General features: G+C 56.4%; 11 protein-coding genes and 1 pseudogene. 7 read left to right on the forward strand and 5 right to left on the reverse strand.

Annotation, left to right across the window (positions count from 1 at the left end; genetic code table 11):
* Nucleotides 1-485: 485 nt before the first annotated feature.
* Nucleotides 486-1,151, reverse strand: coding sequence for a hypothetical protein (locus BTE54_RS20760; protein ID WP_078053839.1), 666 nt, complete (start codon nucleotides 1,149-1,151; stop codon nucleotides 486-488).
* 245 nt (nucleotides 1,152-1,396) lie between these two features.
* Here BTE54_RS20760 and BTE54_RS25380 point away from each other — a divergent pair.
* Together BTE54_RS25380 and BTE54_RS25175 are read left to right on the forward strand one after the other, a co-directional pair.
* Nucleotides 1,397-3,133: pseudogene (locus tag BTE54_RS25380) on the forward strand (DUF6119 family protein).
* A 449-nt stretch (nucleotides 3,134-3,582) separates the two neighbouring features.
* Complete coding sequence (locus BTE54_RS25175) at nucleotides 3,583-3,753, forward strand: hypothetical protein (RefSeq protein WP_198939201.1); 171 nt, start codon at nucleotides 3,583-3,585, stop codon at nucleotides 3,751-3,753.
* A 63-nt stretch (nucleotides 3,754-3,816) separates the two neighbouring features.
* Here the strand turns inward: BTE54_RS25175 and BTE54_RS20775 are convergent, their stop codons facing one another.
* Both BTE54_RS20775 and BTE54_RS20780 read right to left on the reverse strand, forming a co-directional pair.
* Nucleotides 3,817-4,740, reverse strand: a complete 924-nt coding sequence (locus BTE54_RS20775; protein WP_078053842.1) for an SRPBCC family protein — start codon at nucleotides 4,738-4,740, stop codon at nucleotides 3,817-3,819.
* On the reverse strand, nucleotides 4,737-5,078 hold the full coding sequence (locus BTE54_RS20780; protein ID WP_198939202.1) for a metalloregulator ArsR/SmtB family transcription factor: 342 nt from the start codon (nucleotides 5,076-5,078) through the stop codon (nucleotides 4,737-4,739). Before BTE54_RS20780 ends, BTE54_RS20775 begins: the two co-directional genes overlap by 4 nt.
* Nucleotides 5,079-5,363: 285 nt before the next feature.
* Between BTE54_RS20780 and BTE54_RS20785 the strand changes: the two genes are divergently transcribed.
* From BTE54_RS20785 to BTE54_RS20800, 4 genes are all read left to right on the forward strand, one after another.
* Nucleotides 5,364-5,582 carry a hypothetical protein gene (locus BTE54_RS20785; protein WP_003505772.1) on the forward strand — a complete coding sequence of 73 codons (219 nt, stop codon included), beginning with the start codon at nucleotides 5,364-5,366 and terminating at the stop codon, nucleotides 5,580-5,582.
* Between the two features lie 46 nt (nucleotides 5,583-5,628).
* Nucleotides 5,629-6,033: a hypothetical protein gene (locus BTE54_RS20790; protein WP_078053844.1), complete on the forward strand. Its 405-nt coding sequence runs from the start codon at nucleotides 5,629-5,631 to the stop codon at nucleotides 6,031-6,033.
* Between the two features lie 256 nt (nucleotides 6,034-6,289).
* Entirely contained in the window at nucleotides 6,290-7,183 is an 894-nt protein-coding gene (locus BTE54_RS20795) for a DMT family transporter (RefSeq protein ID WP_078053930.1), read from the forward strand.
* 148 nt (nucleotides 7,184-7,331) lie between these two features.
* Nucleotides 7,332-9,335 (forward strand): hypothetical protein, encoded by a 2,004-nt coding sequence (locus BTE54_RS20800; RefSeq protein WP_078053845.1) that lies wholly within the window; start codon nucleotides 7,332-7,334, stop codon nucleotides 9,333-9,335.
* 42 nt (nucleotides 9,336-9,377) lie between these two features.
* On the opposite strand, the gene BTE54_RS20805 is transcribed toward BTE54_RS20800, so the two are convergent.
* Together BTE54_RS20805 and BTE54_RS20810 are read right to left on the reverse strand one after the other, a co-directional pair.
* The gene (locus tag BTE54_RS20805; RefSeq protein WP_065657755.1) at nucleotides 9,378-10,190 is read right to left on the reverse strand and encodes a nickel-binding protein; all 813 of its coding nucleotides are present in this window, start codon (nucleotides 10,188-10,190) and stop codon (nucleotides 9,378-9,380) included.
* A 158-nt stretch (nucleotides 10,191-10,348) separates the two neighbouring features.
* Nucleotides 10,349-12,292, reverse strand: a complete 1,944-nt coding sequence (locus BTE54_RS20810) for an ABC transporter ATP-binding protein/permease (RefSeq protein WP_078053846.1) — start codon at nucleotides 12,290-12,292, stop codon at nucleotides 10,349-10,351.
* A 228-nt stretch (nucleotides 12,293-12,520) separates the two neighbouring features.
* Here BTE54_RS20810 and BTE54_RS20815 point away from each other — a divergent pair, with 228 nt between their 5' ends.
* Complete coding sequence (locus BTE54_RS20815; protein ID WP_065657753.1) at nucleotides 12,521-13,387, forward strand: alpha/beta hydrolase; 867 nt, start codon at nucleotides 12,521-12,523, stop codon at nucleotides 13,385-13,387.
* Nucleotides 13,388-13,550 lie beyond the last annotated feature (163 nt).

Here is a 13,550-nt window from a genome sequence, read left to right on the forward strand (position 1 = left end):
AAGAACGTACATTTCATAGAGACCCATTTGAACACACCTTTCCTATCACGCGACGCAGTTGCGACCGTGTCTTGAGCTTCATCTCTTTTCCCATTTGCCTTTCAGATCGATGGGCATTGCAACGGGGCACTGAAAATTGCCACCTGGGGAATAAAGACACTTATCAGTGCCCCGCATCAGCAGTTTATGCCTAGCAAGCCAATCCTTTAGCAAACGACCTTCAGAGAAATAGAAAGGCCCACCACAAACCCAGTCCATCTCTCCTCAGTTCATCGCCGGAAAACATTCGCCCTCAGACCCCAAATGTGAGAGCTACGTCTTCTCTCACACCGGCGCTGATCCAGCGTAAAACCGGAACGTCTCCCGATTCATCGTTGAATGGAAGTAGTATAAGTCATGCAAACAGGGTGGGGATAAAGAGGAAGTAAAAAAACATGGTCCAAAAAAACTGTAGATGAGTCAGCGCGAAAAAACCAAACCGCGTTTTACTCTCTTTTTAAGCGCTCCCATTCGCTGATCAATGAGCTATATTTTTCAAGAAAAATAATCTCTTCATCGCCCTGTAAAGGTGTTGTTCGGGGGGAAAAGAACGTCTTACGAAGGGGATCGATGATGCGCATATCATCTGCATCAAGATTAATCAGCGCGCGCTGCATCACCCACAAGCCCAATCGTCCCCCTACTTCGGACAACGCGGGCTCCTCACTAAAGTAGGGGTACACGACGCGTGTGTATTCGCCTCTAACGCGCGCGTGCAAAGCATCACGTATCCGGATTGTAGCGTCTAGTTCTTCAATTTTTAGGATGCCATGCACGCTTTGGGGAATGATCTCAACTAGTTCATTTGACCATCTCAACTTTGCACTGAGCAGATCGAGAACGCCTTCTTTTAACTGTGGGTATAGTCGCTTGAAATTTTTATTCGACCTTATCCGTTCTTCCGTCAGTATTGTGAGATCACCGCGGTCGGAAATATGCTTCTTCACATCTGCCCAAAAGGCCTCATGGAAGTTTCCACCTCTGCCTCGGTTTCCACCGGCCTCTTTTTTGAGATCAAGACGAATATCATCTTTCAAAATTTTGCGCCGCAACGCCGGAGGTGCATCAAACAATTGCAGCACTTTTCGAAGAGGAATATCCAAAACAGACATACGGCCCCACAGTTTTGATTGAATTAGAGATCACTTCAATATTTACATCAACGCAAGGGATTACTGCGATATTCAACCGATAATAGATCAACACTCAGAGAAATGCATCAAGCAGCGACAGCAACGTAGACAAAGAGCAGACCGCAGTCACTGCGCCCTTCTAGTTGCATGTCCTGACGAAAAAACCACTTTCCCGAGAACTTAGAGTTGATTTAGACTTAGGAAAAACTCGGGGGAATAGCAATATGACAGATTTTAAGAGGGTGACCCTATATAAAATCAAGACCGTATCCGGTTTTGAGGATTTTATAATTGGCAGTAACTATGACTCGGTAGATGTTGAGGACGGAGTAACCGGCCTCATTAAGTATGAGGAAGTACTTAGTAAAAATAAAAATGAAGATGACATCCCCTGGCTCGTCTTCCTTAACTCCGGACACTCTTCAAAAAAATATGAATTCAAATCCAGAAACAAGTTTCCGCGCGCCGTAATGGCACTTCGCATAGAAACAGATAGTACTCCGCTCTTTTTTGCCGCCACATTTGGTCAGCACGCAGATAGTTACATTGAAAAAGATCAAATAGTATACGATTTCGGGATCAGGGTTGGAATGAACATATGCCACGACGATGGACTTCGGCGGATTCAGACTACTGGTCATGAGGCGATCAGCAAGCAGACTGAGCGGCAGGCCAGTTCCGGAGCTCCCTTAAGTGTGTTCGGGATAAACTCGGACACCGAGTTTCTCCGTATAATTTCCGGCTCGGTAAAAGAGCCGTATAAGGAAAAAGTCGAATCGTTTAAAGGAAAAGATAGCATAACAATAAAATTTCCGAAAGATTCCGAAGTTTCTTGGTCCTATCTGGTTGAGACATGCAAACAGTTTTAAGAGCGGTATTGGTCAACTGACTACAAAAATACTCAATTTAAGTCGTACGACAATCTTCGTCACGAAAACGATCCTGCGATTATTGAAAAACTCGACGAAATTCTTTGTCTCTCTATCGAGGCGGGAGACTTAACGCGAGTTCACCTAGCTCCGCCCGAATTTGTAGAGGGTGACCTCGAGTTTGCATACGTAAAGGCAGAGGCAAATAAACCCGCCCCGCCTACCTTTGAGGATTTGCGTATCACAGACATCATCTCAGTTACTCGCCGACGCCTAAAAGACCTAACTGCGCAGCGGCTAAAATCTTGGAAAATTTTTCTCTATGACAGCGAGCAACATGTAACTTATCCGAAGTGGAACGCCTATAAATGCCTTGTGGCAGAGGCCGATCTTGGTGATCGAACCTTCGTTCTGTCGAACGGACAATGGCGCGAAATATCAGAGGATCTAAAAGTAGAGGTCGAATCGTTTATTAAGACTGACATCGTCATGCATGACGCGCCCTACCTTCCTACAAATGTGAATATATGGAGTGCGAAGCATAACCAAAACCGAGAAGATGTCTTCAACTCTACTGCAGGCAAAGCCTGTTCAGAGCTGTACGTTCTAGATAAATCAAAAATCACGATCGCAGGCAGTAAATCATATGAGGTTTGCGACCTTCTTCACGCCGACGGCTCAATCATCCACGTAAAGCGCTATTCATCCGGCGCTGCCTCCATTAGCCACCTCTTCACCCAATGCAAATTTTACGCTGATGCCTTCCTCACAGACACAGAATGCCGCTCAGATATGCGGAGCTGGATCAAAGATGACGGTGGCGAGGACAACACAGGCAAGGATAAGGCTCTATTCCTAGCGCTTATTCCAGAGAAGAGTCAGGAAGTCGTGGGGGAGAAGTACACGGTGGTGTTTTGCATACTTTGCACTACCGAAGAATTTTCCCTGAACGACCTCCCTTTTATGTCTCGTTATGAACTGATGCTTAGTCAGCGCTACCTCACCGAGCATCGCAAATTCAAAGTAGGTGTTGTCTTGAGAAAGATCATACATGGCACGAAACCAGAGGAAACGGCGGCAGAAGCTGCTTAGTTTTGATAGTCCACTTACGCCTAAAATGATCCGCTGACCGAAAGCTAGAACGTTCAGTCGCCATAGGAAGCTGGCTTTGCCGGCGGAGCGCAATATTTCTGAGCGGACGGGAGAACAAAAATGAGAATCAGGAATTGAAGGCAATTACAGGAACCGGATGTACCGCTGCCGATCTGCTCTTTTCAGTTTCAGGCACCTTCGCCGCGCCGACCTATTTCAGCTGTGAGTTTGCCAGCTCGAAGGCCCCCCCAGGTGTTCAATTTCGCTCTCGACTGCGCGGCGGCAATCACGGTGAGATTCAGCGTCAATCAGGATGAGACGCGCGCGACAATCTAGATGAGACTCTTATGTCGCGGTCGGAGTGAAGGTATCATGTTGATTGTCGCGCTATACTCGACGAAGCCGCCGGGACATTTGGAGTTTATGTCCCGGCTTCTGGAAGTCAGAGAATGGAGAAGGGTGCCTTTGCCGGTGGTAAAGCGAGCCTGAATGAAGGCTCCATGGCATGGGAGATCGACATCGCCAAGGGTTCCGTTATCCGTGATAAGCGCATGGTTGGCGAGAAGGATGACGGGACCTGCAAGACGATCTCGCACGCGCAGAGCGGCTTTGAAGATTAATGCCGGTCTGGACAAGAGACCAGTATCAAGACCTCTGCACATGGAGCTGACGGCACGGCGCATCTACAGCGCCTTGGCGAAGCGTTCCAGTTTGCCCAGCGTTTGCTGACCCAGCTCCACGGCGCCGAAACCCTTCGCTTGCTGGAACTCGGCTTCCGTGCTGAACACCATGCCCAGCACAACTTTCGTCGCGCCATCCTGATCTTCAAAAGAGGCCCAGGCGTCGGCATGTTTCGGCCCGTTTTCGCCCCATAGCAGCGTATAGGCGAGCCTCTCTTCGGGGCGCACCTCGACATAACGATGATGGTTCGGGAAAACTGTGCCGTCAGGGCCGATCATGTCAAAGACCCATTCGCCGCCGGTCCGCAGGTCAATCCTCTTCGTGCGGCAGGAAAAGCCTTCCGGGCCCCACCATTGCGGCAGCGTCTTTTCATTCATCCAGGCTTTCCAGACAATGTTTCGCGGCACCTTTATCGTTCGCTCCAGCACCATGGTTCGCCCGGCCACGCTGGCCAGATTGTTGAGACCGGCGCTGAAACCCTGTTGATAGCCATCCCGCATATCCTCGGCCAATGAGGAAAGCTGAACCGTTACGGTCAAGCGGCTACGCTCTTCCGCAGCCTGAAAATCGGCAGTTACCAGCGCTGCCGACTGGGTTACGCCGCCGGATGAGACCACCTCGTAATTCACGCTGCGGCGGGTTGGCTGAAGCTCCAGCCAGCCGCATTCACAGCGAATATCCGGCTGGCCAGCGACCTTGCAGAGCGACACTTCGCGACCGCCCAGCCTGCTGTCCGCCTCCAGGAACTCCACTGTCACCGAGGGCGTGGGAGAGGCCCACACCGCCCGGGCGGCGGGTGACAGCCAGACCTGCCAGAGCGCCGATAGCGGAACGGCAATTTCCCGTTCGAAGCTGAGCGTTGCAAAACGGTCTTGCGGTTGAAGCGGTTCAGCGCGTGCGCTTTTTTGATCCGGTTTCGTTGTCATTCTGAATCCTCCTTCATGGCCTGCATTGCAAATGCCTCCAGCCGGTCAAGCCGGCTCTCCCACACAGCCCGCTGCTCATCGAGCCATGTACTTACCGGCTCCAGCGCTTCGGGCACGATTGCGCAGGTGCGCACCCGCCCATCCTTGGACGTGACGATCAGCCCCGCCTCCTCCAGCACGGAAAGATGCCGCATGACCGTGGGCAGACGCAGCCCCGTGGGCGCGGACAGCTCCATGACCGGCGCCGGCCCGCCGCCGAGGCGCGCCAGAATCGCCCGCCGAGTCGGATCGGCCAGAGCCTGGAAGATCAGTGAAAGTTCCCGATAATGCTTAGTCATATTGCTAACTATCATGTTTCATGGCGATGGGGCAAGGAAAAACTTAGCAGATTAACTAAGTTTTATAGGGAGGAATGGCCCCGGGGATGAAATGCCGATGCGTCCTCCGGCCGTCTCGTTTGGGTAACCGGGCCTTTCCCCTTCATGCGCCTGGCGTTCGGCAACGGGTGGCGGATGCAACTGCCGGGCCGGAAACGGGCCATCAAAAGTTGCAGAAAAAGATTGACTCTCGCTGCCGCCTGAGTGAGCTTCGCCGGGAAAAGACGGGGAAAAAATCAAATCATCATGTCACCAGAACGCTTTAATCAATGCCTGCGGGTGATCCGCTGGACGCCGATCAATATTGCGTCCGCGCTGCAATGCGAACTTTCATGGATCGAGGCGCTGGAAGCGGGCAACGAGGAGGTTCCCGCTGGCCTGGCGACATGGCTGGAAACGCTGGCGCAAGCCCATGAGGCTCTTCCGCCTCCGTCCACTTACAGAGGAAAACGGTCGACATTCTGATGCGGCCGGCAGCTTTCAGCCTTTACCAACGATTGGATTATTCGAAATGAAATATGTCATAGCAGCTCTTGGCCTGATCGCCTTCTCAAGCCCCGTCCTCGCCGCATCCTGCGAGAAGAACTTCACTGTCTCAGGCGTACCGATGGTGACGGCTGTCTCTTACAAGTCCTGGCAGGAGCTGCCGAAGGCGAAAGCGCCCGCCGTGCTGCAAAAACTCGCTCAGGCCGTGGCGGCGGAAGGTTTTGCAGGCATCCAGATCAACAAGGCGTTGTCTTCCATCGATGCGCATCAGGAAACCAGCGGCAGCGGCAGAATTCAGACGCTGCGGGTCGTGGCCCGGCAGAAGGGCGCCGCGGTGCGAATTGATGCTGTCTTCAACATTCAGGCAGGGCAGATCGCGGACAAGAACGTCATCCGCGAGGGCATCTGCAATATCATCAATGGCGCGTGACGCACGGTGAATGACCCGTCCGTTCGCAGTCTCGATGCCGGCGCACGCTGACATCGAGACTGGGGAGCTGTGCGGGTGCGGCGCATTTGTTGCGAACGGACGCGGCGGCTGGCCCGCCGCGGGCGGCGGGCCATGTGCTGGTGCATGCCGTTGATGGCGATGCTTAGGGTATGGCGGGCAAACCCGGAATCTGCGATGGGTGCAGACAGGGATAGTGTCCGCAGCCGAAAGCAGGCTGCGAATCGACGGGGAAAACATGCCGATCTATGAACTGGCTGCCGTGGGCGCCGCGACGTGCTGGGCGATAACCGGGCTTCTTGCCGCGGGCCCGGCGGGGCGGCTTGGAGCGCTGGCCTTCAACAGGACGCGGCAGCTTTTTGTCGCCGCTTTGCTGGGGGTCTATGTGCTCGCGTCAGGCTCCTGGCGAGAGCTTCAGCCCGAGGCATTATCGTCGCTTATCCTTTCCGGCTTCATCGGCATTTTTGTTGGCGACACGCTTCTCTTTACCTGCCTCAACCGGCTGGGGCCGCGCCGTTCGGGAATCCTGTTTGCGCTGAATGCCCCGATCGCCGCACTGCTGGCATGGGCGGTGCTTGGCGAGCAGCTTCCCGCAAGCGCCATTGCCGGCATAGGTCTGACACTCAGCGGCGTGCTGCTGGCAATCCTCTTCGGCAAGCGCAAGGCGCAGCTGCATGAATGGGAGAGCGTGAAGGGGCCTCTCTGGCTCGGCGTGCTCTTCGGCCTTCTGGCGGCGCTCAGCCAGGCGGTCGGCTCGCTCATTGCAAGGCCCGTGATGGCGACCGGGATCGATCCTCTTGCCGCTTCCATGCTGCGTGTCGGGGTGGCCGCCCTTTGCCTGACCGCACTGACCATGCTGCCTATCGAGGCTGTCAGGCCCAGAGGCCCTATGACCCGAAGCCTGTTCCTCCAGACGGCGTTCACGGGCATCATCGCCCTGGCTTTCGGCATGACGCTGCTTCTTTTTGCCCTTTCCGGCGGCAAGGTCGGCATCGTCTCGACACTGTCGGCAACGACGCCAGTGATTATCCTGCCATTGCTGTGGCTGAGAACGCGGGAAGTGCCGGCGCCCGGCGCATGGGCCGGCGCCGCACTTGTCGTGGCCGGTATGGCGCTGATGTTCTGGAGATAGCTTCAACCCGATGGAGAACGGGTGCGGAAACACCTCATCCGCGTCGAGACTTTTCACGCCAGAATTCAGACAGCAATGACCCCTTGCTAAGCAACTTTTGCGTGCTTAAAAGGCAGCCAATATCAGTTCGTTAGAGAGGACTCACTTCGTGGAACAGGAAAACATCCAGACCGGCAAGGGTCGGCGCAGGGCGCTTTGGGCGGCAGTTGCGATTATTGCCGTTGCTGCCGCAGGCGTCATCGGCGGCAAGACCTTCTACGAAGCAAAGGTGAAGGAGCTGGTTGCCCGCAGCGGTGCGACGGCCACTTCCATCGAGGTCGATTTTCTCGGCAAAATTCATGTTCGCGATCTGACGCTGCCGCTCGAAGAGGGCAGGAATATCAAGATCGCGGCTATCGACGGACGCCCGAAACTTCCGTTTCTGGATGGCGCGTTGGACATGAACACAATCGACATCGATGTGCCGACCGGAAAGATTTCAGTGGCGCAGGCCCGCGTCGAGAATGCCGCGTTCCAAAAGCCGGCACAGGCGGAAGGAAACGGCGGCTCCCTGCCCCGGCGCATCGAGCGCTTCGCGGCGACAAGCATCTCCACGCCGGAGGTGACGTTTACCCAGTCCGTCGCGACCACCGAGCAGAAGACCGTTTACAGGAACCTCGCTCTCTCTGAGATCGCCGGCGGCCGCATTGCCCGATACTCTATCGACAATGGCAGCTACGACATCAAGATGCAGCTTCCCGACAGCGAAGGCGCGATGAAGGACAAGCATATGGTCGTGTCGACCGGCGCGATCGCCGGCCAGGACATCGACGTCGCTTATCTCGCCCGGCTCTATACGGAGAAGGCCGGCCCGGACGACAAGGAAGCGAAGCCGCTCTACGGGCCGCTCTCCATTAAGGCGGTTTCCTTCTCTGAAGGAGACGGTCATTTCAGCTACGATGAAATCCGCAGCGATGGCTTTACCGCCCGCATGCCGTCCGAACCGCTGCTGGATACCCTCAAAACGCTGACGACCACCCAAGATCCTGACGAGCTTTCACCGGAGGCGCGCCAGGCGCTTTTCGCGAAGGTCGTGTCCATTCTCGACATGGTCGGCAAGAGCAACATGCAGTTCATCGGCCTCAAGGCCGACGCGCCGGACGAAAAGGAAGGGGCGGCCGGCAAAAGGGTCAAGGCCACCATCGACCGCATCGACATGCAGATGGACAGCCGCACGCTCGACTTCGGCTTGAATGGCATGTCGATCGGCGATGGCGACAGCAAGATTGAAGTCGCGGAAGCAAGCCTCAAGGGCTTCGACTGGAGTTCGACGATCAAGGGAATTTCCGAGATCATCACGCTCGACGAGACGCAGATGGAAACCTTCCAGTTCAATCGCCTGATACCGGAACTCGGCAGGGTGCGCGTCGGCGGCATCAACGTCGATATCGCCGCGCCGGAAAAGACGGAGGAAGAAACGGCCGGCACGCCGGAACGTATCAAATTCTCGCTCAAGAATTTCGAGATGGGGCTGACCAAACCCTTCAACGGCATTCCGACCGATATCGAGATCAGGCAGGACGAGCTCACGCTTCCGATCCCGGCGGATTCGACGGAGGAAGTTTTCGTCGAAGCCCGCAAACTGGGTCTCGAAACGCTGGCCTTCTCTTACGGTCTCGCCGCCGGCTGGGACGAACCGAACAGCAATCTGGTGATCCGCGATATCTCGCTCAGCAGCAAGGATTTCGGCAGCGTCAATTTTGCCGGTCTGGTAAGCGGCTTTACGGAAGAGTTCTTCTCCTTCGACGTCAATCGCGCGCAGGCGGCGCTCTTCGGGCTTGCCGGCCGCGAAGTGAAGCTCACGATCAAGGACGAAGGTTTGATGGCCAAGGCGATCAAGCTTTATGCCCTGCAGAACGACATGACGGAAGATCAGGTACGCGCCACCCTGACGCTTGTGGCGAGCATGATGCTGCCGCAGGTGGCAGCTGAACAGCCGAAGCTGCAGAACGCCGTGCAAGCGCTCGTCCAGTTCATCAGCAAACCCGGGACCCTGACGGTAACGGTCAAATCCACCGGCGCAAACGGCCTCGGCATTTTCGATCTGGTTGCCGCCTCCGACAATCCGATGGGGCTTCTCGACAAGGTCGATATTCAGGCGACGGCCGAATAAATCCGGCGATTTCCGCCCCTTCAGTGGCTGCACAGGCTTTAGCTAGTGCAGCCACTCGCAACTATAGGCCAGCACCGGCTCGGCGAAGCCCTTCAGCCTGTAACGATCACCATGCACGAGGACATCGGCGCCGCCATATTCCTGGAAGGTCTTGTCCGAGATCAGGATCTGGTCGCTCTCGGCGGCGGCGCAAAGCCTTGCCGCCAATTGCACGGTCGTGCCGAAGAAATCATTGCTGTCTTCGATAGGCTCCCCGCAATCCAGACCGATACGGATGTGAATGGGCTCACCCCTGTCGCTGTTGTAACGATGGAACTCGCGCTGGATGTCGATGGCGCAATCCACGGCAAACGGCGTGGAGGAGAACACGGCCATTATGCCATCACCGGTGTGCTTGACCTCTCGTCCCGAGCGCCGCCCCAGACAACCGCGCACGAGGGCGTCATGCGCCCGGATAAGTTCCGCCGCCATGCGATCGCCGAGGCGGGCCGTCATTTCGGTTGAACCGACAATGTCCGTGAAAAGGATCGCGCGGTGGCCGGGGTCCATATTTTTCGAGGCGGCCGCGGGCGCTACCGGATCCTGTATTCGCCCGAGAAACGCTTCCACCGCCGACAGCGCGACTTCCACCACCTCGCTGGCGACGAAGCCGTGCGCTTCGCGATGCACGCACTGCGCGGTTTCAGCGTCCGGCGCGTCCATAAGGCAAAACGCCGTGCCGCGCCTTTCATCGAACCAGTAGGTCAAAAACCTGACGCCGTACCGATCCTGAATGTTGATATCTTTAAGATGTGCCGCGGCGATATCGGCAGCGGAAACGCCGGCAAGCTCGTGCCGGTCCATGAAGATAGGCATTGGTTTCCTCCCAAGAGTATATCGTTGCCTCCTCTGCCAGCCATTTTATGACTTCGCCGAATTGCCGTCCATCGTTCTTACGGGTGACGCCGCACAGGGCGGGAACACCGGAAAGGGCGATATTCGTTCGCGTTAGCACTCGCGACAGCCGCAGCGACTTAGCTGCGTTTGACCATGCGCCGAAGCAGGGAGCGGGATCTGGCCTTGCGGGAAATGAGGTGGATATCGCTGACCAGCTTTGCGCCGCCTTCCCGGCGTTCCAAGGTTATCTTCCGGCTATGGAAGGCCTCCAGTTCGGCACGATGCGCCACGCTGATGATGGTGGCGTCGGGCAACTCATCGATCACCGTCTGCATCATCCTGTCCTGGCTTTTTTCGTCGAGAGCCGCGGTCGCCTCGTCCATGACGATGATATCCGGGTCGTTCAGCAACAGGCGGGCAAAGGTCAGCCGCTGTTTTTCACCGCCCGACAGCGTCTGGTCCCACGGCGCCTCCTCTTCCACCTTGTCTTTGAGATGGCCGAGACCAACCTTGTCGAGAGCTTCTCCTATCTCTTCGAACGTCCAGCTCTCGGCCGCCTGCGGATAGCAGACCGCCCGGCGAAGGGTGCCGGAGGGCACATATGGCCGCTGCGGCAACATGAAAAGCCGGCTGCCGGCCCGAAAACTGACGCTGCCTCCGCCCCATGGCCAAAGGCCCGCGATTGCCCGCACAAGCGTGCTTTTACCGGATCCGGATTCGCCTGCGACGAGCACCCTTTCTCCCCGCCCGATTTCCACATCGGTTTCCTTGACAACGGCCGTGCCGTCGCCGAGCGACACCGAAACATCCTTGAGGCTGAGCATCGTTTCGCCTTCCGTTTCGCCGCGCACGATCCGGCCGAGCTTATCGCTCTGTTCGGCCCGCTCCAGCCCGTCAAGCGACATCATCAGGGAGGCAACGCGGCGTGCACAGGCATTCCAGTCCGCCAGCCGTGGATAGTTGTCGACCAGCCAGCCGAAGGCGGATTGAACGATGGTGAAAGCGGATGCCGCCTGCATGACCTGGCCGAGAGACATGCTTCCATCGAGAAATTTCGGCGCGCAGAGAAGAAGCGGAACAACGGGCGCGATCAACATCGATCCATGCGACACGACCGTGGTGCGCATATATTGCTGCGCCATCTGCTTCCATTGGTGTCGGACATTGCGGAACCTCCTGTCGAGGTCGCTTCGCTCCTCCTCTTCGCCGCCGAGCAGGGCGATGCTCTCCCCGTTTTCCCGGACGCGGGTGAGCGTGTAACGGAATTCCGCCTCCAGCTGGTTCTTGACCTCGGAGACCCGGACGAAGTTCCGGCCGATCAACGCGATGGAACTGGATGTGATGAGCGCATAAATCACCGCCGCAATCACCAGAAAACCTGGTATCGTGACCGATAAGCCGCCGATCGGCAGCGTCAGCGCGCCGCCAATCGTCCACAGAACGACGATAAAGGTGGACGCCGATACGAAGGCCGCAATGACGCCCGCCACGAAATCCACGGGCGCTTCGGTGGCGATCCGCATATCTTCCGACAGCCTCGCCTCCGGATTTTGATGGTCGCCGTCGATCAGGTTGAGCTGGTAATAGCGGCCATTTGCGATCCATCGCGAGACCAGCACCTTGGTCAGCCACGACCGCCAGCGGCGCTGAATGCGCATTCTGACATAAACCTGCGAGGTCACAATAAAAACGCTTCCGAGAACCAGCGGCGGGAATATGGAAGCGAGAAAGTAGACCGTCGATGCATCCCGTTTTTCAATTGCGTCGAAAATCCCGCGATTCCAGACGTTGATGCCATATTGGAAACCGACATTGACGCCGATCATAGCGAGAAGCCCGATGGAGAACGGCCAGGCAAGCCCGTCCCCACGGCGGCTCCAGAAACCCCGCGCGCTGATCAGGAAGCGCTTCAGAAGATATCGCTTGCGAGCCTCTTCGGCCTGCTGCGGCGTCAAACCCGCAGCGGGCTCCAATTCCTCCGGCGGAAGGGGATCATCGGGTGCGTCGTTGGCATGAACATTCTCTGCACCGTTGTGGCCGGTGCCATCGACTGGTTTGGGTTTTGCGTCAGCATCGGTCATGGATGCATAAACGGATGACCGTTTGAAAAGTTGCCGGCCCGGGACGCCGGTTTTTTCTCCACTTCAGCAGATAGCCAAATCCCGGTCCGAGCAGAGCGCCGGCGATGACCCATTCCATCTGGTCGAGCGAAATCGGCGCCGCTGCCGCTCAGCGCGTGCATCCGGCCATGCACGGATATGGGAACCTTTCGTCCCGCTCTGCGCTCTTATCCCTGAGGGAGCAATTCAATGGACACGCGCGTCACACATCGCAGAACCTCAATTGCGGGGGTAGAGACCTTCTACAGGGAGGCTGGCTCGCAGGATGCGCCGGTCATTCTGCTGCCGCACGGCTATCCCTGCTCATCCTTCGAGTTCCGAAACCTCATGCCCAGATTGGCCGACAGATGGCGGCTGATCGCACCGGATTTTCCGGGGTTCGGCTATAGCGGCAATCCCGAAACCTTTTCCTATAGCTTTGACGGTTATGCTAGCTGGCTTAACGCTTTTGTCGAGACGCTGGGTCTCGATCGTTTTGTGCTCTACCTGCACGACTTCGGCTCTCCCATAGGCGCAAGGCTTTCCATCATGAAGCCGGACCGCATCGTGGGACAGATCATCCAGAATGGCGATATTCCCTATGAAGACGCGCTGGGGCCGAAATATGCCGATATCGAAAAGTTCTGGTCGCTGCCTGCAGACCGGATGCGCGCCGCATTTCGCGATGCCGTCACCGAGGAGAATTTTCGTGACGAGTTTCTGAATAACGTCCGTCCCGAACTTACCGCACTCATTCCTCCTGACCTCTGGCAATTGCACTGGAGCCTTGTGACGGAGAGGAGGAAGGATATCGCAGCAGACCTACTTTCTGACCTCAAGGCAAATCGCGACTGGTTTCCGATCCACCGCCGCTACCTGCAAACCTGTCGGCCGCCGACCGTCATCATCTGGGGACCGCAGGATCATTACATGCCCGAGCGCTCCGCACGCGCTTATCTTCGCGACATGCCCGATGCCGAGCTTCATCTACTGGATGGAGGACACTGGCTCCTGGAAACAAACCTTGAGGAAGTCATCCCTTTGATCCGGAGCTTTCTTGATCGCATCCACCACTGATGGGACCACGCTTTCATCGCGCCCTCATTCAGGCCGCCGGTCCGCAATGGCATCCTCCCCACGCGAATGGCACGACAAATGTTGTGCGATGCACAAATTTCGGAGGAATAGGCATGAAATTCGGATTTTTAGATACATATCATCCGGAAAAAACCGTCTAAAA

The organism is Agrobacterium sp. YIC 4121, from assembly GCF_002008205.1.
GTDB lineage: Bacteria > Pseudomonadota > Alphaproteobacteria > Rhizobiales > Rhizobiaceae > Agrobacterium > Agrobacterium leguminum.